This is a genomic window from Flavobacterium noncentrifugens (assembly GCF_900100375.1).
In the GTDB taxonomy this organism is placed as follows: Bacteria; Bacteroidota; Bacteroidia; order Flavobacteriales; family Flavobacteriaceae; genus Flavobacterium; species Flavobacterium noncentrifugens.
This window is the reverse complement of record NZ_FNEZ01000006.1, coordinates 217,554-235,434: the sequence shown is the minus strand read 5'-3', so window position 1 is coordinate 235,434 and position 17,881 is coordinate 217,554. Positions and strand designations below refer to the sequence as shown.

Sequence of the window (17,881 nt, the reverse complement as noted above, 5' to 3'; positions counted from 1 at the left end):
TTACTGAAAACCAGCAATCTCGCTTAGCCGCTGTTGTGCGTTCGGTTGAATTGAAAGAAAAAAGTTCGTATTAAATTCATTTTTTTCTGCGCAAAACTTTTACATTTTCTTATTTTTTTGCTTTTATGATTTATTGTGCAAAATTCAAAGTTTAAACTTTTTACATTTATGTGTTTTTTTTGCGCAAGAAATTTAAGTATCTAAATTTCTACGCAAAATTTTTCAAAATCCTTTTTTGAGATTTCTAGATTACTGCGCAAACTTTTCAAGTTTTCGCTTTTCAAGTTTTCTATTTTTACTTTTCTGAATTTTTGCGCAAAACTTTTCAAAAATCTGTTTTCAAAACCTCTAAAAATTTCGCAAACTTTTTAAGTTTCCATTTTCAAGTTTTTGATTTCTGTGCAAAACTTTACAAGTTTATTTTTTCGAGTTTCGAAATTTCCGGTTGAGATTTTTTGCTCACAACTGACGCACAACGTTAGGCCGGTAACCGACAGTTGCTGATGAAAGCGGACCGAGATTTCTCCGCCAAGATAATGTTTCTTCGTGAAAACAAAACGTTCTGTAACCTGAAAATCAGCAATTGCGGTTACCGGCGGTTATGGGCAGTTTGACCAATTTTGATTATTCGTTTTTCCATTTTTCATACAGCTTTTTTGTGTTCCAAAACCTTGACGAAACGCCATAGCAGTCACTAAAATTATCTACTGCGTCAAATAGAACATCTCTATATTCTGTTTTCCAATCTCTGTCAGAAAGATAATTATGAATAATGCAATATGACAAACGATCTAGAGAGTTTAAATAATTTTCTCTTGCTACTTTAATTCTGTCTTGAAACAAATCTATTGAATCATTATTCAGTTCTCGATTATTAGAGTTAACATCAATTCCATATTGACGAAGTTCAAAATTATAATGATCAAGATTTTCTTTTCGTTTATTCATTTCGCTTTCTAACTCTAATACAGTCATTAAAGTGCTGTTTTTCTGGCTCTCGGCTAAACTTTTAAGTTGAACTTTTACTTGTTTAATTTGAAACCAAGCAACACATAAAACTAAAATGGAAATGAATGCGGAAACCGCTGAGGAAATTGCGCTAATCCAGTCTGTAACTAAAGGACACATTATCTATTTAATTTTTGCATTAATAATTGCATAATTACTTGTGCCTTATTTGAATTTGAAATTGTATTTTGATGATCTTGTGATTTAGTTTCAAAATCGCCCTGATGCGTTTTAAAATACATCATTAACTCTGGAATAGAAACTCCGGATCTAATTATTTCACTTAAAATTGAACTAAGTTCTGTATTTGAATTTGCCGATTTAAGTTGTTCTAAATACTGACGAATGATAATATCTTTCATAAAGGTTATAATTTATTAATCAGCAATTTAACATTTAATGAAATGAAAATTTTGTTAGGTGAAAGGAGTTTTCAACAAATTGCCCATAACGTTTCGCGGCTCTCACGCAGTTGCGAATGAAAGCGAGCTGAGTTCTGTCTGCCGAATATAAACATTCTTCGTGAAATAAAGATTTCTGGTAACAAAAAACTTCGCAATTGCTTGAAGCCGCTGTTAGAAGAAGTTGCTCTTAAAGTATACTGCTCAGGTATTCTTCTGCAGTCATAATTGGAATTGTTGAGCTCTTAAAATCTTTTCCATTTCTAGTAATAATAATTGAGCAACTGGATTGGATTGCAGTAAAATATTGAACTGCATCTTCAAAATCCTTAAAACTTGAATTTAGTCCTTTTTCAATTGTTTCTTCGTTAACCTCACATACTTCACAAATGATTTTAAATTTTCGCAATTTGCTTAAAACGGATTCGGAAGATTCAAATTTATTTAAAATATATTCTACAGTTGTGAACGATAACGGAGAAACAACTAAAATAAGTTTCTTTTGATCAGCAAGAGTTGCTACTTTGGCAATTGAATCAAAAAAAGGAATTCTTTCCGCTAATAGATCCAATATGACATTAGTGTCTAAAAATATTCTGGTCATTTGTATTTTTGCTCTAAATAATCCACGCGATCTTTTTTATAATCATAATTTGCGGGAATTGTAATTCCCGAAGAAAGACTTTTTACAAAAGGCGATATTTGTAATTCATTTTTGGGTTTGTCAGAAGTCAAAGAGTTAAGATAATTCTCAATTAACCTGGACAAGCTTAATTTCTTTTCCGACGCATATAACTTAGCTTTTTCAATAATTTCTTGATCTAGCTTTAATGTGAGTTTAGTATCCATATCAAATATTTTATACGTACAAATATATGAATTTATGGACGCATTTTAATGTCATCGCGATTTTTTTGCAATTTCTTCTAACGTTTCGCGGCTTAAGCGAGGTTGCGATTCAAGCGGACTGAGTTTTCTCTGCCAAGATAGAACTTTCTTCGTGAAAACAAGATTTCCGGCTACCGAAAACCAGCAATCTCGCTTAGCCGCTGTTACCAGTAGTGCCGTTAATATTCGACAGAACTTATTCGAACCCAAATCTTCCACATACCATTCTGTTTTTTATATACATTCAAACCTGATTCTCCTGATTTTCCAATATAATTTGCAAAGTAAACCATAGCATATTCTTCATTTCTAAAAAGATTGGATTAGAAATTTCTACAGTTGTATTCTTTTTTTTTGACTTTAAGTAACTTTCCGAGTCATCTTTGTCTAATATTTCATAATTTTCAAAATCTTCTTTTCTCCACTTCAGATCATATTGATTTCGAATAGACTTTATTAAATATTTTCTCTCATCTTTCGTAATCACTATACTTTTTAATGAATCAGATGAATTATTTATCCTTTGAGCGAAAAAACCATTTTTACTTTCTATTAAACTCTGCAAATGTTCTTCAATTCTGCTTTTATCTAACTGATTTACAACTTTCGGTTTACTATAATTGTAGGCATTTTGTAATATATCTGCCGTAATTTCTTTTCTAATCTGTTCATTTTGTCCAAATGATTTATTCAGAAAGAAAATAAAAAGAATTGGAAAAAATTTTCTCATTATGATATACGTTTTTTGGGCATTACTGGTAACGTTTTGCCTGTAAGTGAATTCGCGGTGCAAGCGAGTTGAGTTTTCTCTGCCGAATATAAACATTCTTCGTGGAACTACAATTTCCGGCAACTCAAAACAAGCGCAATTCGCTTACAGGCGGTTAGCTGTTCGTGCCATTACTTGTACTTTTTTGCGTCATTTAGAATCTCAAAAAAAATTTTGTCATCTATAATTAATTCAGTCGCAATTTTTTTTGGAATTTTTATCTTACCAATACGTTTTGAATTTCTTACTACGCTGACCTCACTTTCATTTTTAAAAGATGTAATTATGCTTTCTACATCTTCGTAATTCTTAACCAATTTTTCATTTAATATTCTGGCAACTCCTGTCCATTTGCCTTTTTGGTTATTCATTATCACGTATTCTTTGAGATATATGTTTCCATCTTTCCACCTAAAACCAACTAGATCAAAATACTTTGAAATTGCCGAACCTGTATATTCGTATTTAATATAAAATATATCGTCTGTTGTCGATACGAAATAGGAATCAATAGACATTACTTGTGGAAAGATAAAATCATAGTTATAAATTTTACCTCCAGAATTAACTTCTATGCTTTTTGAGTTCAAGTCACGAATATGAATTTTGGCAGCATTGTTTTGCGCATGAATCGATAAGCTAACAAAAAGGATAATTTGTAAAATTTTTATTCTATATCTCATTGATTTTCAATTTTAGCACGAATTTCAGCGGCATGACAGCTAACGTTTGGCAGCTAACCGAAGCTGCGGCGACCGAAGCTGAGTATTCTCTGTTACCGCGTACGAAGTTATGAAAAATACGGGTTCTATTCACTGAAAACCAGCAGTTTCGATTAGGTGCGGTTAACTGATGTGCTTTTTATATCACCATACGATATTTGATATTCGTAATCTGATTATTTGAATATTCAATTGTAATAATTCCTCTATTTTTACTTTCAAAAGTCTGACAATTTTTTGTGTGTAAACCTTTCTTAAATTCGTTTTCATAATAAGTTGAAAATAATAGTTTGGCTATACTGAATACATATGCTTCAAAATCTTTATCATCTCTAACTCGCTTAGTCTTAAATATATTTATGAACTCAGGATTAAAATCTTGGTCTGAACCAATTGCCCATAATCCAAACTGTTCGACTAAATCCTTGTCATTTTTTGTGATTATTCCAATTCTCGAACTAAATCCATAGCAGCCTTTTTCATCAATAATAAAGTTGTAAAATTTATATTTAGGAAGAACATTTGCTAAAACATTGTCTGGATAAATTTTTAAAGTATCGTTCGTGTACAAGTAATAACCGACACTTGATTCCTCTGGTTTACCTGCATAATGCGTTTTCAAGTATTTTGTTATTTCTTTTGGAGATTGTCCAAATAAGATTGATGTAAATAAAAGAATTATTGTCTGTAGTAATCGATTTTTCATAGCATTTCAGTTAACGTTTCGCGCAACTACGCAGGAGCGGAAAAGCGGAATGAGTTCTCTCTGCCGAAGATAAACTTTCTTCGTGAAATATAAACGTTCAACCCAGGAAAAACAAGCTCTTGCTTAGTTGCGCTGTTAGCAGATGCCACTTATTCTAACTTTTTTACAATATTGTCAAGATTTCCAACAACTAGATTAAATTTTATTTTATTACTAGGATATAATTTTTGCATATCATTTCTCAATTCTCCAAAAACTGCTTCCATTCCATTATCAGTTTTAATTGATTCATCACATGAAATAGAAATTATATAATCACTTCCTTCTTTTTTTAAATAGACATATTTCGTAATAGCTAGATCAAAAAAAGTTGTTTTTGTAAACCCTTTGGCAATTTCATCAGCTTCTTTTTTCGAAACATTTTGTGAGTCAAAAACAATTTCATGATTCATTTTGCCATATTTCATAGTTATTTCGGTTGGCAAATTATTTGTTGGACTTGATATTGTATCGGATAAAAGCCCAATGCTTACAAATGTTACGAGAGTTACAATAACTCCAATAATCCCGATTGCAATGATTCTCCACCAACCATACAGTTCTCCATTACGTTCAATGTGATTATTTATCTTTTGTCCTTGAAAATGTATTAAACAATAATAAGCAATTACTGTATAAACAATTGGAATAATTTGATTTGGAATTTTAGCATTCTCAGGAATTAAAAGTAATCCTCCAAATATTAATATTGTAACACCTATTGAAATAATCCAAGTTTTTTTTGCTTTTTCTGGTTCGCCAAAAGCTTTAAAATTTTCTGCTATTAAATAACCAGCTACTAATGGACCTCCTAAAAACGTTCCTACCCAAATCGCGCGATCTTTGTAAACTTTATATTTTGGTATTTCAATTAATTCTGAATTTTCCATTTTTGTCAAGGTTGTTTTTTGTGGTTTCTGCTAACGTTTTGCCGGTAAGCGAATTCGCGATGTCAGCGGACTGAGTTTTCTCTGCCAAGATAAAACATTCTTCGTGAAAAACAAACGTTCAACTTACCGAAAACCAGCGTAATTCGCTTACCGGCGGTTACCTGCTGGCTTTTTTGCATTTAATCCTTTCAGTTATTTTATAAATTTCTTCTGGAAGAGCATCTGTTGAATAATATATTTTATCTACTTCGCATTCACATTCAGCATTTTTCAAAGTAATTGAAACTATTCTTGGGCCTAATGGATGATTTCCTCTTCCCCAATTGATGACTGTAAAACCTTTTGTTTTTAGAATTTGTACAAGAATGAGTTTTTCATTTACGTCATTTAAAATTTTATGAGGTAATGAATCGTACAAATTTTCCAATTCTAGATATTTATTGCTCGAGTTTTCAATAATGAAATCGACTATTTTTTCATCAAACTTTTTTGGTTCATTTTTCAAACTTGATTGACACGAAAAAGACAACAAAATTAAAATGCTTTGATATTTCATTTTTTATACGAATTTTGGTCGAAGCTTGCAGGTAACGTTTGGCCTGTAACCGCAGTTGCTGATGCAAGCGAGCTGAGTTTTCTCTGCCAAGATAAAACTTTCTACGTGAAAATAGACGTTCTGTAAACCGAAAATCAGCAATTGCGGTTAAAGGCGGTTGGGCGAAGATTCTATGGTTCTGCAAATGGTGAATCTTTTGAAATCCATTTAATTTTTGAATATTTCTTCCGAAAGACTTTTTCGATACATTTTTTATCTCCGTCAAAATTTGTTAGGTCGAGAAAAATCGTTTTTGAATTCGGCAATTGTTTAATTTCATACTCTAACGATTCACAATTCTCATCTCTGTTTTCTAGCACTTTTACGTACAACGGATTCCGACTTTTTACTTTTATAAGTTTGTCATCAAAATATCTTTCAGAATTTTCTATACTTTCTTCTATAACAGTTTTGTTTTTAAAGATATCTATTAAAATTTTATAGGTCTCAATTATAATTTTTCCTTGTTTGGTTTTCTTAGATGGTGAATAAAAAGTATTTCTCCGAATATTCTTGTTGCCAACGCTATCTTCTACAAAAATTGTAATTCCGTCATTTGGTGGTATTTTTTCTCTTTCAGATAGTTTATAATCTAATAGCTTATCCAAATTTATTTTCAACTTCTCGTATTCTGAGTCACTTATTTCGACAGTTATATTACTTCCTTTTGGAAGAAAATTTTTCACACTTCGCGCGTCAAGAGAATCTATCATTCGGAAAAGCGTTGGCGATAATGAATCAGCAAAAAAATATTGATAATTCTCTTTTGCGCTAATTCGTCTATTTTTTAAATCAAGTTCTATATCGAATCCTTCGTGAAATGATGGCGAAGAATAAAAGAAATATTTTCCAGATGAATTTTCGGAATTACAGCCAGATAAAATGGTAATTAACAAAATTGTAATGACTAAATGTATTTTCATGATGTATGTCTGAATTTTCGCCCAACGTTTTGCCGCTTCACGAAGTTGCCGATGAAAGCGAGCTGAGTTCTGTCTGCCAAGATAAAACATTCTTCGTGAAACAAAACATTCAATAACCTAAAACCGGCAATTTCTTGAAGCGGCGGTTAGCTGTTGTTTTAATCTTCAGACCAAAATTCCGGAGTCAAATAGAAAACGGTATCGATAAAATACAAGATTTCATTCCTTGTCAAAACATTCTCGTCGTGTAAATCTTCTAATATAATTCCTAATTCAGAATTGAAATAATCATTACTACGATTATTCTCAAATCCGTTTTGTGTTAAAAATGTTTTGACTTGTTGCAAATCAGTATTTACTGAATGGCAACATAAGATTGTTGAACTACACAATACAAAATATCGTTGTCTTTTGTAAAACCAATCAATTCATATGCTGTGTCTGGAAAAAAATAATTGTGAAGCAATAAATTGTAAAAGTAATCTTTCCATGAAGTGTAATAAATTGAATCATTTAATTTCAATACATTTTCCGAATCTTTCAGATATACTTTTTGTTCTGCGCCTTCACTAACATATTGAGAAAGATCGATATCTCTAACCCAAAGATTACTCTGCGTAATATAGTTTTCTAATCTCTTTGCTTCTTCACTTTTGAAATGCTTTTCGATTTCAATTGTTCGGCCTGTTGTTTCGCCATTTTTAAGGTAACCGGCGATTGTTTGGATAATTGTTCGAAACCTAACTTTGCTCTTTCCTGAAAGGATATTGTGTAATTCATATTTTAAACGGTTTTGCCTTGACAAATATAATCAAACTTTCAATTAAAGAAAAATCATGATTTTTTTGAGATTTTCAAAAATAACAGCTAACGTTTCGCCGCTTCACGAAGTTGCCGATGAAAGCGAGCCGATTATTCTCTGCCAAGATAAACTTTCTTCGTGAAACTACAATTTCAATTTAAAAAAAACCGGCAATTTCTTGAAGCGGTTGTTGGCTGACGTTTAGTTTTTGTGACTAATTTCGTCTTCCGATTCGATATTAAAAATTTTCTGCAATTTACGAATTTGACTTTGGCGATTAAAAAATTCATCAAAGAGAAATGTAACTAAAAAAGTCGCCATCCAAATTATTAAAAACACAATTGTTGAGAATTTATAATTTGACTGAATCGCTGACAATATTACGCAAAATGCAAATCCTAGCCATGAATAATAATTAGCTTGTTTGAGTTTTAGCTCAAAACCATCATCGAAAAAATTTCTTTTAAAAGGAAAGTTTAGAAATGGAATCCAAATATAAAAGAATAAGTTTTTTTGCAAAAATGATAAATCGTCGACAATATTTTTCTGAATAAAATTCTTGATTTCAAGTTCTTTTGCGGTCTTGTATTTTTTTATGTCTTGTTCATTCAAATTTCTTTTAGAGATTTCTGACATAGCAACCAAAACGGCTATATCAGTATAACTAAATTTATCTTGTATAATTTCCAACAGTTCCGAATTTGAAAATGTTGAGTATTTCTTTTCTAAATCTTCTTTTGTTATCATTTCTTGTTTATTCGTTCTGCGGTCTTCATAAATGTCAGCCAACGTTTCGCGGCTTAAGCGAGGTTGCGATTCAAGCGGATTGAGTTTTCTCTGCCAGGATAAAACTTTCTTCGTGAAAACAAAATTTACGGTTACCGAAAACCAGCAATCTCGCTTAGCCGCTGTTAGCAGATGTTTATTTGCAAATTTCACGAATTATTTGTTCTGCTGCTCGTCTTGGAGTCGAATGTGCAGATTTGGGGTCACCTATGAAAACATTTCCGATAAAGTCAAAAAATATCGAGCTATTCTCCTTTAATTTATATTTTGGTTCCGGCATAAAATGCGTTCCTATTTCACTTTCATAAATATTAAATTGTCCAAGGTCTAATTCTTCATTATAGGTTATTTCAATTAGATACGGTTTATACAAATAAATTATCTTTAAAATATTTTCAGAAAATTCGACAGCATCTGTTTCATTTAGCACATACGCATTTGCATAGTAATCAGTTATTTGTTTAAAAAATAATTTCCCTTTTTCTATTGAAATCCTATAATTGTCAATTCTGTTCTCTTCTTCTTGAGTCATGTTATTTACGTTTTTTGGTTAAATATCTGCTAACGTTAGGCCGCTTCACGATGTTGCCGATCAAAGCGAGCTGAGTACTCTCTGCCGAAGATAAACAATGTTCGGGAAACCGCAACTTCCAGCTACCGAAATCTCGGCAATATCTTGAAACGGCGGTTGTGCGATGTTATGATTTCCAAATATTAAATTCCTTTTGTAAAATATTAATAATTTCAGAATAGGAATTCAATTCATCTACTTTGGGATAATATTTTAAATACTGATCATAATTACTAAAATCAAAATTATGTTTGTAATTATCTGTTCTTACAAAAGCTTCGTAACCAATTCCGTCTAATGGATGAATTTGTCTACTGATTACTTCATATTCTCCATCGATTAACTGATATTCTGGCTTTCCTTTAAGTTTATGCTTGATTTGTTTGATGCTTTTTAGAATTTGAATATCATTTTCTATAAAAAAAAGCCAAACTAATCGCAAGTCTGTATTTGATTCTAGTTTTTGTAATTCAAATTTAGTTTGAGTACTATTTGTTTCGTGATAATATTTATAGAGTTCAGCTTTCCATTTCTTTTCTTTCGTTTGATACATTCGAAAAATCTCACTAGCATTCGTGATGCTATATCTTTTGTAAATTCTTATTTCTTTTTCATTTGACAAAGAATCAGGAATTTTTATTACTTTATTAATTTCTGAAACAGTTTGCGGAAATAAATTTGAAACAAAAAACAATATAAAAATGGTAAATGTTCTTTTCATGATGATGTTTTTCTATAATATCGCACAACGTTTGGCCTGTAACCGTCAGTCGCGGATCAAAGCGAGCTGAGTTCTCTCCTCTAAGATATAATTTCTTCGTGAAAACAAAGCGTCAATTTAACGAAAACTCCGCGATTGCGGTTACAGGCGGTTAGTTGCTGTACCTATTCCAAGGCGATATTTATGCATTCCTTTCTTAGCAATGCTAAATATTTTGATTTTTTTGGATTATGAGTTGTATTTAAAATAGGCTCAAAATGTTTAATTAAATCTTTCTCGATAAAATCAATATTCTTTTCGACTTTTAAATAATCAAATTGAAGATTGTCATTCATCCAATTTATAATTTTTGCAGAATCTATTGAACTAAATTTATAATTGTTTGAATTTGCTTTGCCAATTAATGAACCCTTAGGCGGTTTAAAATTAATAAGCGCACCAATTCCTCTGAAAAATGTTCCATGACTTTTTCCTCGACATTCTTCTTCTAGTCGCTTGCCTAAGTTTTTGCTCGCTTTACCAATATAAATTATAGAAGATTTTTTGTCTTCTATTTCACTTCTAAGTTGCAAAGGGAAAGAAGAAATATCCATAATTCTCAATGCATAAATTCCTGCGAAATTTAGTTTGCATTCATCCAAATCCTTTAGTGATTTGAAATTTTCAGGTTTAAAAATTTCGTTCATTTTATTGCGTTTTTTTTGGTATAGCAACTAACGTTTCGCGGCTTAAGCGAGGTTGCGATTCAAGCGGACTGAGTTTTCTCTGCCAAGATAAAACATTCTTCGTGAAAACAAAATTTCCGGTTACCGAAAACCAGCAATCTCGCTTAGCCGCTGTTAGCGGTAGTAATTGTTCAATTGGTTTTCTATTTTGATTCCTAGTTTTTTCAAACTTTGTATAAAAGCAACTAAAATTTTTCCTTTATAAAATAACGCAAATTCATTTTCTGAATTACTAGAAATTATTCTAATAAGCGGCGTTGGACGACGATTGTCTGTAAAAGTAAATACTATTTTTTCAATATTATTCACGACGAATATTTCACTCTTTAAGTATGGTCGACGAACTTCTAGTAAGTCTTCATACAGATGAAATGTTTTCAAACCTCTTAAAATTATAAATATAGTAAGAAAAATAAAAATGAAAATTAATGTAGAAAAAATAATAAAATTTGCTCTACTAACATAAATTAAAAAAGCACCTGGAAGTAAAACTATTAAGCTACGCGATAAAGAATGCAAATATTGGGGCTTTCTAATCTCGGTTTCAAATAATGGTTTCTTTGTGTGCATTTTTATCTTGATTATTACCGCTAACGTTTCGCGGCTTAAGCGAGGTTGCGATTTAAGCGGACTGAGTTTTCTCTGCCAAGATAAAACTTTCTTCGTGAAAACAAAATTTCCGGTTACCGAAAACCAGCAATCTCGCTTAGCCGCTGTTACCCGCAGATTATACTTGTTCACACTTAAGTTGACTCATCTGTTTTTTTCTTAAAACATCAAAAAGAATAAAAACTGCGATCGCTGATATTCCTAACATAAACCACAAAGTGCCAATTTTAAATGGAAGAAAACCCATAATCAAAGATATAATCCAAATAGCGAAAAGATTCAGATTAAAAAAACCAACTAAAATATAAAAGAAGTTATTTTTTAGAATGTTTTGTTTTTGTTTTTTGAAAATTGTCAACCTCAATATTATCAATAAAATACCAACAGCTATGGCTACGCAAACACTTTCGATAAAGTTAAAATAGCGTCATGCTGCTCATATTGTATTGATCGTTTACCACAGAATTATAATAGTCAAAAAAGCTATATAATGTCCAGATATTTATAACAATAAAGGACAAAGCAATATTTTTGTAAAGTTGTGTTTTCATCATCGTGATTTGTTTACTATTCGCAGCTAATTTGCGGGTAACGTTTCGCGGCTATCACGCAGTTGCGAATCAAAACGAGCTGAGTTTTGTCTGCCGAATATAATGTTTCTTCGTGAAATAAAAATTTCCGGTTAGAAAAAACTTCGCAATTGCTTGAAGCCGCTGTTGTGCGTTCGGTTGAATTGAAAGAAAAAAGTTCTTATTATATTCATTTTCTGCGCAAAACTTTTACGCTTTGTTTTTTTGGTTTTTATGATTTATTGTGCAAAATTTAAAGTTTACACTTTTTGTGTTTTTGCGTAAAACTTTCAAGTTTCTAAATTTCTACGCAAAATTTTTCAAAATCCTTTTTTTCAGATCTCTAGATTATTACGCAAACTTTTCAAGTTTTGCTTTTCACGTTTCTGAATTTGCGCAAAACTTTTCAAAAATCTATTTTCAAATCTCTAAATTATAATGCAAACTTTTCAAATTTCCACTTTTAGGTTTTTAAATTTCTGTGCAAAACTTTACAAGTTATTCTTTCGAGTTCCAAAATTTCCGGTTGAGTTTTTTTGCTCACAACTGGCGCACAACGTGTCGCCGGTAAGCGAATTCGCGATGCCAGCGGACAGAGTTTTCTCTGCCAAGATAAAACTTTCTTCGTGAAAAACAAACATTCAACTTACCGAAAACCAGCGTAATTAGCTTACCGGCTGTTGTGCGTGGTTCTTTATATTCCTTCAGTTTCAATTTTATTAAAAACTAATTTTCCACCTTCAAATCTAAAATACACATTTGTCCAATCGGAGAGTATAAATTTCATTTTGTTTTTACTTTTCTTCTCAACAGAGTATGGACTAATTGTTATATAAAACAATGAGTTTTCGATTGATATCGAAGAAATTTGGACAAGTGTAATTTGACTTTTGTTATTTTTGAAGTACTTATGTAAATCTTTATTTTCAACTTGTATAATTTGATATCCGTTTAGTTTGGCTGGAAGTTTTTCTAGAAATTTTTCAGATTGAATGTAGATTGTTTTATAAATAATTTCTTTGGGAAAATGTATTTTATAGTACGCTACATTTTGTTCTAGATATTTTTCAATAGATTTTAGATAAATGGAATCTGTTTCATTAAGCTCTGTTTTGACTTTAGAATTTACTTGTGAGTAGATTTGAGATGAAATGAACAGAACGAAAAAATATAGAATTTTCATTTTTTTTGCGATTTTTATGCACATTTTTGGCGGAATCACGCACAACGTTTCCTGGCTAAGCGAATTCGGCGAAAATAGGAGTAGAGTATTCTCTGCTGAACGGAAACTAAATTATGGAAAAAGTGTTTCAATTTACACAAAACCAGCCGATTCGCTTAGCCGGTGTTATGAGCTGTAATAGTTTGTAGACTTAATTTTCAATTTCAATTTTTACGATTTGATTTTTAACTTTTCCATAAGTTATTCTAACGTGCAAACCATTTTGTAAAATACTGTTAGTTTCACTGAAGCTATTAAAACGCCCAAGCATTGCATCTCCATAAGAAAATTTTACAGAATCAACCATAAAACTCTCAATTGTTACAACTCGACGTTGTGAAGCAGGTCTTTCTCTTTTAAAACCAGAAATTACGCCTTCAACTTGTGCTACTTTTGGAGAAGTTAAAATTGCTTGAATTCTATTTTCGATATCGTCTTTAACAATATAAGTTAGGTACGCAAACATAGAAGTAGAGAATATGAATACGCTACCAATTATCCATAATAGAATTAATTTTTCATAATCCTTGTTATTTTTTTTGTAGCGCTTAATACAAATCCAAGTGATTAAACAAATTATAGAAATATATAAAAAAACTTCATAGGATTTTATTGAGTTTGTGGGCAAATCAGCAATCGACCAATATGTGTAATATTTCATTTTCATTGTTGTTTAGTCTGCTGCTGAAATTATAGCTCATAACGTTTCGCGGATTTGCGCAAACGCGATTCCAGCGAGCTGAGTTTTCTCTGCCAAGATAAAACATTCTTCGTGAATTGCAAACAATCAATTTACTAAAAACAAGCGCTTTGAGTAAATGCGCTGTTGCCCGCAGGTCGCGGATAAAGTGAACTCGATTTATAAGATTTTTGAACTATTCAATTTTTTTTCGGAAAACCTTCGAGCTACTAAAAACTATCTCGTACAAAAAACATTGTGCGAGTTTTTTCTGCGAAATAATTTTGACAAAGAATTGACAAACAAATCGACGAAAAAGAGAAAAAGAGGCAAAGAATGACTAAGATTTCAAAAGGTTTCGACAGATTTTTTTCAAAGATTTACAAACTTAGAAATCAAATTTTGCCAAACTTAAAAAAGCGGAATAGGAGAGGAAATATTTTCAATTTAATCTATTCGTAAATATGAAAAAAGAGTAAAGTATTCCAGGACCTTTTTACGCGCGCCAAGGCGATTTGCGGGCAACGTTTTGCCGCTTCACGAATTTGCGATTCCAGCGAGCTGAGTTCTGTCTGCCGAATATAAACATTCTTCGTGAAAACAAAGCATTCAATTACCAAAAATCCAGCAAGTTCTTGAAGCGGCGGTTAGCTGTCGTGTCTTAGTTATAACCACCTTTTTTCATTTTCTGTTGCATCAAGAATATCAATATTGAATACCGATTTAAATTTTTCGGCTGTTTCAAAGGCATTAACTTTATCAGATGTTTTATAAAATGTAATATGTTTATTTCCTTTGTAGAATAGATTTAACAGTATTATGTCGCTTTGAAAAGTTGCTTCTGCAGTTATTACACGAATAGTTTGATTTTCTTTCGTTTTAAAAACTGAGACGTATTCAAATCCTGGACATGGTTGCCATTTGCCGAATTTATATCCGAATATTGATTTTATATTTCTATATGTATTGTTATGCAGGTTAATTTGTGAGCCTTCGGTTGATAATAAATTTAAGCCGATTACAGAAAATATTACACCAAATAAAATACTCAACATTGCAATGGAAAATAGTCCAAGACATATAAACATTGGACCAAGTATTTTTTTAAATGTAGAAACTTCCTTTAAGTAAGTAATTATGCTCATTATTATGATTGTTGATTCGGTTGTCGATTTTCGACATGACAGCTAACGTTCCCGGCATATGCGCAGTTGCGGTCTTAATACCTGAGAATTTTCTGCTACCGAAAAACGAAGTTAATGAAAATAATGTTTCTTTTAACTCAAATCCCGCAATTGCGTATATGCCGTGTTGGGCGAGATTTTCTATTAATCATATTTGGAAAAACGATATGACTTTAAAATTAATCATAAATAGATGTGATTAATGAAAATCGACCAGTTTGACCGTGGACGCAGCCAGATAAATACGGATTTAAATATGTCGCTTATGTCTTATAAGCGATCGTTTTTAAATCCGCCAGCCCAAAAACTACTTTTTTTTAAGCGGCCGAAGTTAGCGTAATGAATTTAACAAAATGTACAGTAAAACCGCAGCAGTGTCTCTTGATTCATAGATATTTTTACGCTAACTTCTCCAAGCTTCTAAAGCGATTAGCTTTGAAAAACGCGTTTTTCAGCGAATCCCTTCGCGAAGCTTGGCAGCAAAAATCGTCATTCTTCCTCTTTTGCCCGCTTAAAAAAAAGTAGTTTTTGTCGCTGAATTTATCGGCTGCGGTAACGTCAAATTGCGCCCAACTTATCCATACCCGCACAAATAACCCACAATCCCCACATTTCAAACAGGATAAGCGAATATAAATGCAAATATTTTTAGTACATGCAAGTATACAAATAATTTACAAACCCTCATTAAGTTAAATCAAAGGGATTGCGGATTTTTTGTATTGCAAGATCGCTTACATGCGTATAAATCATTGTCGTCTTGGGGCTGGTGTGTCCCAGTAAGTTTTGGATGTAGCGTAAATCAGTGCCGTTTTCAAGCAAATGCGTAGCAAAACTGTGGCGCAGGCTGTGTGGCGAAACCTGTTTGGTAATTCCGGCACGTGTTGCAGCGATCTTTACCACAGTTTGAACCGAGCGAGCCGAAAACTTTTCACCATTCGGCCCTTCAAATAAAAATATTTTCGGAGAATAAACACGGTAATATTCACGCATAATTGTCAATGCCTTTTTAGAAAGCAAAGTGTACCGGTCCTTTTTACCTTTTGCACTTTTAATATGAATTAGCATTCGGTCACTGTCTATGTCGTTCAATTTAAGCTGCAAAGCTTCACCCAATCTGAACCCACCTGAATAAATAAGGCACAATAGCGTTTTATGGCGCAGGTTCCCCGTATTGTTAATCATTCGCCGCACTTCCTCCATACTCAACACAACAGGCAATTTTTTTTCTCTTCTGGGACGCTCAATCTCTCCAATTTCAACTGCAATCCCTGAATATTCAAAATACTGCTTTATCGCGTTTATGGCCTGGTTTTGATATGAAATTGATTTATTCGGCTGTACGATAAATTCATAATTAAAACGTGAAACGATCATCGGATTCAATTCTGTACAATTTCTCTTTACCAGATATTTACAGAAAAATACTACCAGACTGCAATACGTGTGCACCGTATTATCGCTGTAACGTTTGGTTTCAAGCCACTTTTTAAACTTATATATTTTTTCGATCTCAGAGATAGGCAGCATGATGTCATCCATATTGTAACGCCGCTTTTCTTCCTGAAGATCTAGTTTTTCCGTGTTGATTTTAGCAAAATCACTCAAGATTTTAATACTATTGGCTTTGTTGGATAAGGTATACTTCAAATACCAAAATTTCCGCGTATGACTCCATTTGACGTTGAGCAGTGAACGAACCTTTTGCTCAAGCGCCGCATTTTTTTCAAAACAAATACTCAGGATTTCTTGGTTGCGATGAATCGTTCGGTTCAAAGTTACCACAGGTAGGGAAGTGTGCATATATTCTATATTTTGGCGTGTATGAAGCGAATATACAAAATATATGCAGAATTTTTTCAAGCTATTCCCGCTGTCCGCTGTATCTTTTTTAAATTTACCTTCGCTGCGCTTCGGCAAATTTAAAAAAGGATGCCGCTTCCATCAGGGCTAGGGCAGAACAGTCACTTCGTGTATGCCAAATAATTAAAGCACTTTCGAAAGAACGTGTAAGAATATCCTAAAATTAAGGTTTGTAAGGAAACTGGATCTTAAATGCCTGATACATGCTTTCATGCAAAATCGTTGCATGGTTTTCTTTAGGTAATGGTAAAAAATCAGTTTTCATTTTTGTTTTCGACAGCAAATCAGCTAAAGATTTTGCATCGTTCTCCATGACTTTTCCTTCTGAACCAACTGAAACATAAACATAAGTTTTACTGTAATCATTTTTCGAAAAATTCGACTCGGCCAATTTCAGCAAAGATTCATCATCCCACCACAGGCTTGGACTGATGATAAAATAATGCGTGAACAAATTGGGTTTTTTGATTAAAATTTCAGTCGCCAGTAATCCACCGAGCGATTGTCCGATCAGGTATTTTGTTCCGGTTGTTTTAAAATTTGCTTCAACATAAGGCTGCAATTCATTTTCTAAAAAGGAAATGAATTTCTCTGAACTTCCCGTTGTCGGATATTGCTTTTTGTCGGCTTGGTTTGTAGTCGGAAATGTAAAATCGCGCTTGCGGTCTACATTCGCAATCCCAACAACGATAAAATCAGGCATGTTCAATTGCATGTGGAAAAATTGTACCAACCCAACGATATGCAGAAAATCTTCATTAGCCGAACCATCAGGCAAATAAATCACCGAATGGCTTTTATTTTTATCAAAACCATTCGGAAGATAAATATTTAAAGTCCGGTTTTCATTAAGGATTTTCGATTCAATTGTCCGGCTTTCACCAATGGCAAACGGCACATTGCTTTCGGTTTTAAGTTGTGCATTCGCAATCAAGCTGCAAAATACTGCAGCCAAAAAAATATATTTTTTCATTATTTACTGTTTTTCATCTTAATGCCTTTCAGCAATGCATAAAATCGTCATCCATGGCCATGTCCGAGGTTAAAATCTTATTTCAGCCACGTAATGAATTTCACCGGCTTTGACGTTAGGTTTCAATTTAATATTTTAAGTAAATCCTCATCCTTCAGCCAGTTTTCTAAATTCAGCAGGGCCGTTCCTGGTTTTACTTTTGACATTCTCGAGATACGCCTGAAATGACATAAAAG

Annotated in this window: 22 protein-coding genes; all 22 read right to left on the bottom strand. The window is 32.5% G+C overall.

Annotated elements, in window-relative coordinates:
* Nucleotides 1-624 precede the first annotated feature (624 nt).
* The gene (locus tag BLS32_RS16320; RefSeq protein ID WP_091398414.1) at nt 625-1,128 is read right to left on the bottom strand and encodes a hypothetical protein; all 504 of its coding nucleotides are present in this window, start codon (nt 1,126-1,128) and stop codon (nt 625-627) included.
* Nucleotides 1,128-1,370 (bottom strand): hypothetical protein, encoded by a 243-nt coding sequence (locus tag BLS32_RS16315; RefSeq protein ID WP_091398410.1) that lies wholly within the window; start codon nt 1,368-1,370, stop codon nt 1,128-1,130. Before BLS32_RS16315 ends, BLS32_RS16320 begins: the two co-directional genes overlap by 1 nt.
* Nucleotides 1,371-1,599: 229 nt before the next feature.
* The gene (locus tag BLS32_RS16310; RefSeq protein WP_091398408.1) at nt 1,600-2,013 is read right to left on the bottom strand and encodes a PIN domain-containing protein; all 414 of its coding nucleotides are present in this window, start codon (nt 2,011-2,013) and stop codon (nt 1,600-1,602) included.
* Nucleotides 2,010-2,258: a DUF6364 family protein gene (locus tag BLS32_RS16305; RefSeq protein WP_091398405.1), complete on the bottom strand. Its 249-nt coding sequence runs from the start codon at nt 2,256-2,258 to the stop codon at nt 2,010-2,012. The genes BLS32_RS16310 and BLS32_RS16305 overlap by 4 nt, the downstream gene beginning before the upstream one ends.
* Before the next feature lie 283 nt (nt 2,259-2,541).
* Complete coding sequence (locus tag BLS32_RS16300; protein ID WP_139171799.1) at nt 2,542-3,027, bottom strand: acetolactate decarboxylase; 486 nt, start codon at nt 3,025-3,027, stop codon at nt 2,542-2,544.
* 170 nt (nt 3,028-3,197) lie between these two features.
* The gene (locus tag BLS32_RS16295) at nt 3,198-3,749 is read right to left on the bottom strand and encodes a hypothetical protein (protein WP_091398400.1); all 552 of its coding nucleotides are present in this window, start codon (nt 3,747-3,749) and stop codon (nt 3,198-3,200) included.
* A gap of 178 nt (nt 3,750-3,927) precedes the next feature.
* Nucleotides 3,928-4,494 carry a hypothetical protein gene (locus tag BLS32_RS16290; RefSeq protein WP_091398397.1) on the bottom strand — a complete coding sequence of 189 codons (567 nt, stop codon included), beginning with the start codon at nt 4,492-4,494 and terminating at the stop codon, nt 3,928-3,930.
* Nucleotides 4,495-4,643: 149 nt separating this feature from the next.
* On the bottom strand, nt 4,644-5,423 hold the full coding sequence (locus tag BLS32_RS16285) for a hypothetical protein (protein WP_091398394.1): 780 nt from the start codon (nt 5,421-5,423) through the stop codon (nt 4,644-4,646).
* A gap of 157 nt (nt 5,424-5,580) precedes the next feature.
* On the bottom strand, nt 5,581-5,979 hold the full coding sequence (locus BLS32_RS16280) for a hypothetical protein (protein WP_091398391.1): 399 nt from the start codon (nt 5,977-5,979) through the stop codon (nt 5,581-5,583).
* 170 nt (nt 5,980-6,149) lie between these two features.
* Nucleotides 6,150-6,941 carry a hypothetical protein gene (locus BLS32_RS16275; protein ID WP_139171798.1) on the bottom strand — a complete coding sequence of 264 codons (792 nt, stop codon included), beginning with the start codon at nt 6,939-6,941 and terminating at the stop codon, nt 6,150-6,152.
* A 158-nt stretch (nt 6,942-7,099) separates the two neighbouring features.
* A complete protein-coding gene (locus BLS32_RS18765) occupies nt 7,100-7,288 on the bottom strand; it encodes a putative polyvalent protein kinase domain-containing protein (RefSeq protein ID WP_255314678.1) in 189 nt (62 codons plus the stop codon).
* Nucleotides 7,289-7,296: 8 nt separating this feature from the next.
* The gene (locus tag BLS32_RS16270; RefSeq protein ID WP_255314677.1) at nt 7,297-7,746 is read right to left on the bottom strand and encodes a putative polyvalent protein kinase domain-containing protein; all 450 of its coding nucleotides are present in this window, start codon (nt 7,744-7,746) and stop codon (nt 7,297-7,299) included.
* 198 nt (nt 7,747-7,944) lie between these two features.
* A complete protein-coding gene (locus BLS32_RS16265; RefSeq protein WP_091398383.1) occupies nt 7,945-8,682 on the bottom strand; it encodes a hypothetical protein in 738 nt (245 codons plus the stop codon).
* On the bottom strand, nt 8,666-9,061 hold the full coding sequence (locus BLS32_RS16260; protein ID WP_091398379.1) for a hypothetical protein: 396 nt from the start codon (nt 9,059-9,061) through the stop codon (nt 8,666-8,668). The genes BLS32_RS16265 and BLS32_RS16260 overlap by 17 nt, the downstream gene beginning before the upstream one ends.
* Before the next feature lie 166 nt (nt 9,062-9,227).
* A complete protein-coding gene (locus BLS32_RS16255) occupies nt 9,228-9,821 on the bottom strand; it encodes a hypothetical protein (RefSeq protein ID WP_091398376.1) in 594 nt (197 codons plus the stop codon).
* A gap of 164 nt (nt 9,822-9,985) precedes the next feature.
* Nucleotides 9,986-10,507 (bottom strand): GIY-YIG nuclease family protein, encoded by a 522-nt coding sequence (locus BLS32_RS16250; protein WP_091398373.1) that lies wholly within the window; start codon nt 10,505-10,507, stop codon nt 9,986-9,988.
* Nucleotides 10,508-10,660: 153 nt separating this feature from the next.
* Nucleotides 10,661-11,287, bottom strand: a complete 627-nt coding sequence (locus BLS32_RS16245; protein WP_091398370.1) for a hypothetical protein — start codon at nt 11,285-11,287, stop codon at nt 10,661-10,663.
* A 1,131-nt stretch (nt 11,288-12,418) separates the two neighbouring features.
* Entirely contained in the window at nt 12,419-12,907 is a 489-nt protein-coding gene (locus BLS32_RS16230) for a hypothetical protein (RefSeq protein ID WP_139171797.1), read from the bottom strand.
* Between the two features lie 190 nt (nt 12,908-13,097).
* Nucleotides 13,098-13,607 carry a hypothetical protein gene (locus tag BLS32_RS16225; RefSeq protein WP_139171796.1) on the bottom strand — a complete coding sequence of 170 codons (510 nt, stop codon included), beginning with the start codon at nt 13,605-13,607 and terminating at the stop codon, nt 13,098-13,100.
* 683 nt (nt 13,608-14,290) lie between these two features.
* Nucleotides 14,291-14,770, bottom strand: coding sequence for a hypothetical protein (locus BLS32_RS16215; RefSeq protein ID WP_139171795.1), 480 nt, complete (start codon nt 14,768-14,770; stop codon nt 14,291-14,293).
* Nucleotides 14,771-15,496: 726 nt separating this feature from the next.
* On the bottom strand, nt 15,497-16,612 hold the full coding sequence (xerA, locus tag BLS32_RS16200) for a site-specific tyrosine recombinase/integron integrase (RefSeq protein ID WP_091398470.1): 1,116 nt from the start codon (nt 16,610-16,612) through the stop codon (nt 15,497-15,499).
* Between the two features lie 223 nt (nt 16,613-16,835).
* Nucleotides 16,836-17,645 (bottom strand): alpha/beta hydrolase, encoded by an 810-nt coding sequence (locus BLS32_RS16195; protein WP_091398342.1) that lies wholly within the window; start codon nt 17,643-17,645, stop codon nt 16,836-16,838.
* Between the last annotated feature and the right edge of the window lie 236 nt (nt 17,646-17,881).

Bases quoted from the DNA above. Each gene is read 5' to 3' on its own strand.
- BLS32_RS16225 (WP_139171796.1), bottom strand. From the start codon at position 13,607: ATGAAATATTACACATATTGGTCGATTGCTGATTTGCCCACAAACTCA.
- BLS32_RS16255 (WP_091398376.1), bottom strand. From the start codon at position 9,821: ATGAAAAGAACATTTACCATTTTTATATTGTTTTTTGTTTCAAATTTA.
- BLS32_RS16275 (WP_139171798.1), bottom strand. From the start codon at position 6,941: ATGAAAATACATTTAGTCATTACAATTTTGTTAATTACCATTTTATCT.
- BLS32_RS16230 (WP_139171797.1), bottom strand. From the start codon at position 12,907: ATGAAAATTCTATATTTTTTCGTTCTGTTCATTTCATCTCAAATCTAC.
- BLS32_RS16300 (WP_139171799.1), bottom strand. From the start codon at position 3,027: ATGAGAAAATTTTTTCCAATTCTTTTTATTTTCTTTCTGAATAAATCA.
- BLS32_RS16215 (WP_139171795.1), bottom strand. From the start codon at position 14,770: ATGAGCATAATTACTTACTTAAAGGAAGTTTCTACATTTAAAAAAATA.
- BLS32_RS16295 (WP_091398400.1), bottom strand. From the start codon at position 3,749: ATGAGATATAGAATAAAAATTTTACAAATTATCCTTTTTGTTAGCTTA.
- BLS32_RS16285 (WP_091398394.1), bottom strand. From the start codon at position 5,423: ATGGAAAATTCAGAATTAATTGAAATACCAAAATATAAAGTTTACAAA.
- BLS32_RS16290 (WP_091398397.1), bottom strand. From the start codon at position 4,494: ATGAAAAATCGATTACTACAGACAATAATTCTTTTATTTACATCAATC.
- xerA (WP_091398470.1), bottom strand. From the start codon at position 16,612: ATGCACACTTCCCTACCTGTGGTAACTTTGAACCGAACGATTCATCGC.
- BLS32_RS16280 (WP_091398391.1), bottom strand. From the start codon at position 5,979: ATGAAATATCAAAGCATTTTAATTTTGTTGTCTTTTTCGTGTCAATCA.
- BLS32_RS16195 (WP_091398342.1), bottom strand. From the start codon at position 17,645: ATGAAAAAATATATTTTTTTGGCTGCAGTATTTTGCAGCTTGATTGCG.
- BLS32_RS16260 (WP_091398379.1), bottom strand. From the start codon at position 9,061: ATGACTCAAGAAGAAGAGAACAGAATTGACAATTATAGGATTTCAATA.
- BLS32_RS16310 (WP_091398408.1), bottom strand. From the start codon at position 2,013: ATGACCAGAATATTTTTAGACACTAATGTCATATTGGATCTATTAGCG.
- BLS32_RS16305 (WP_091398405.1), bottom strand. From the start codon at position 2,258: ATGGATACTAAACTCACATTAAAGCTAGATCAAGAAATTATTGAAAAA.
- BLS32_RS16250 (WP_091398373.1), bottom strand. From the start codon at position 10,507: ATGAACGAAATTTTTAAACCTGAAAATTTCAAATCACTAAAGGATTTG.
- BLS32_RS16320 (WP_091398414.1), bottom strand. From the start codon at position 1,128: ATGTGTCCTTTAGTTACAGACTGGATTAGCGCAATTTCCTCAGCGGTT.
- BLS32_RS16315 (WP_091398410.1), bottom strand. From the start codon at position 1,370: ATGAAAGATATTATCATTCGTCAGTATTTAGAACAACTTAAATCGGCA.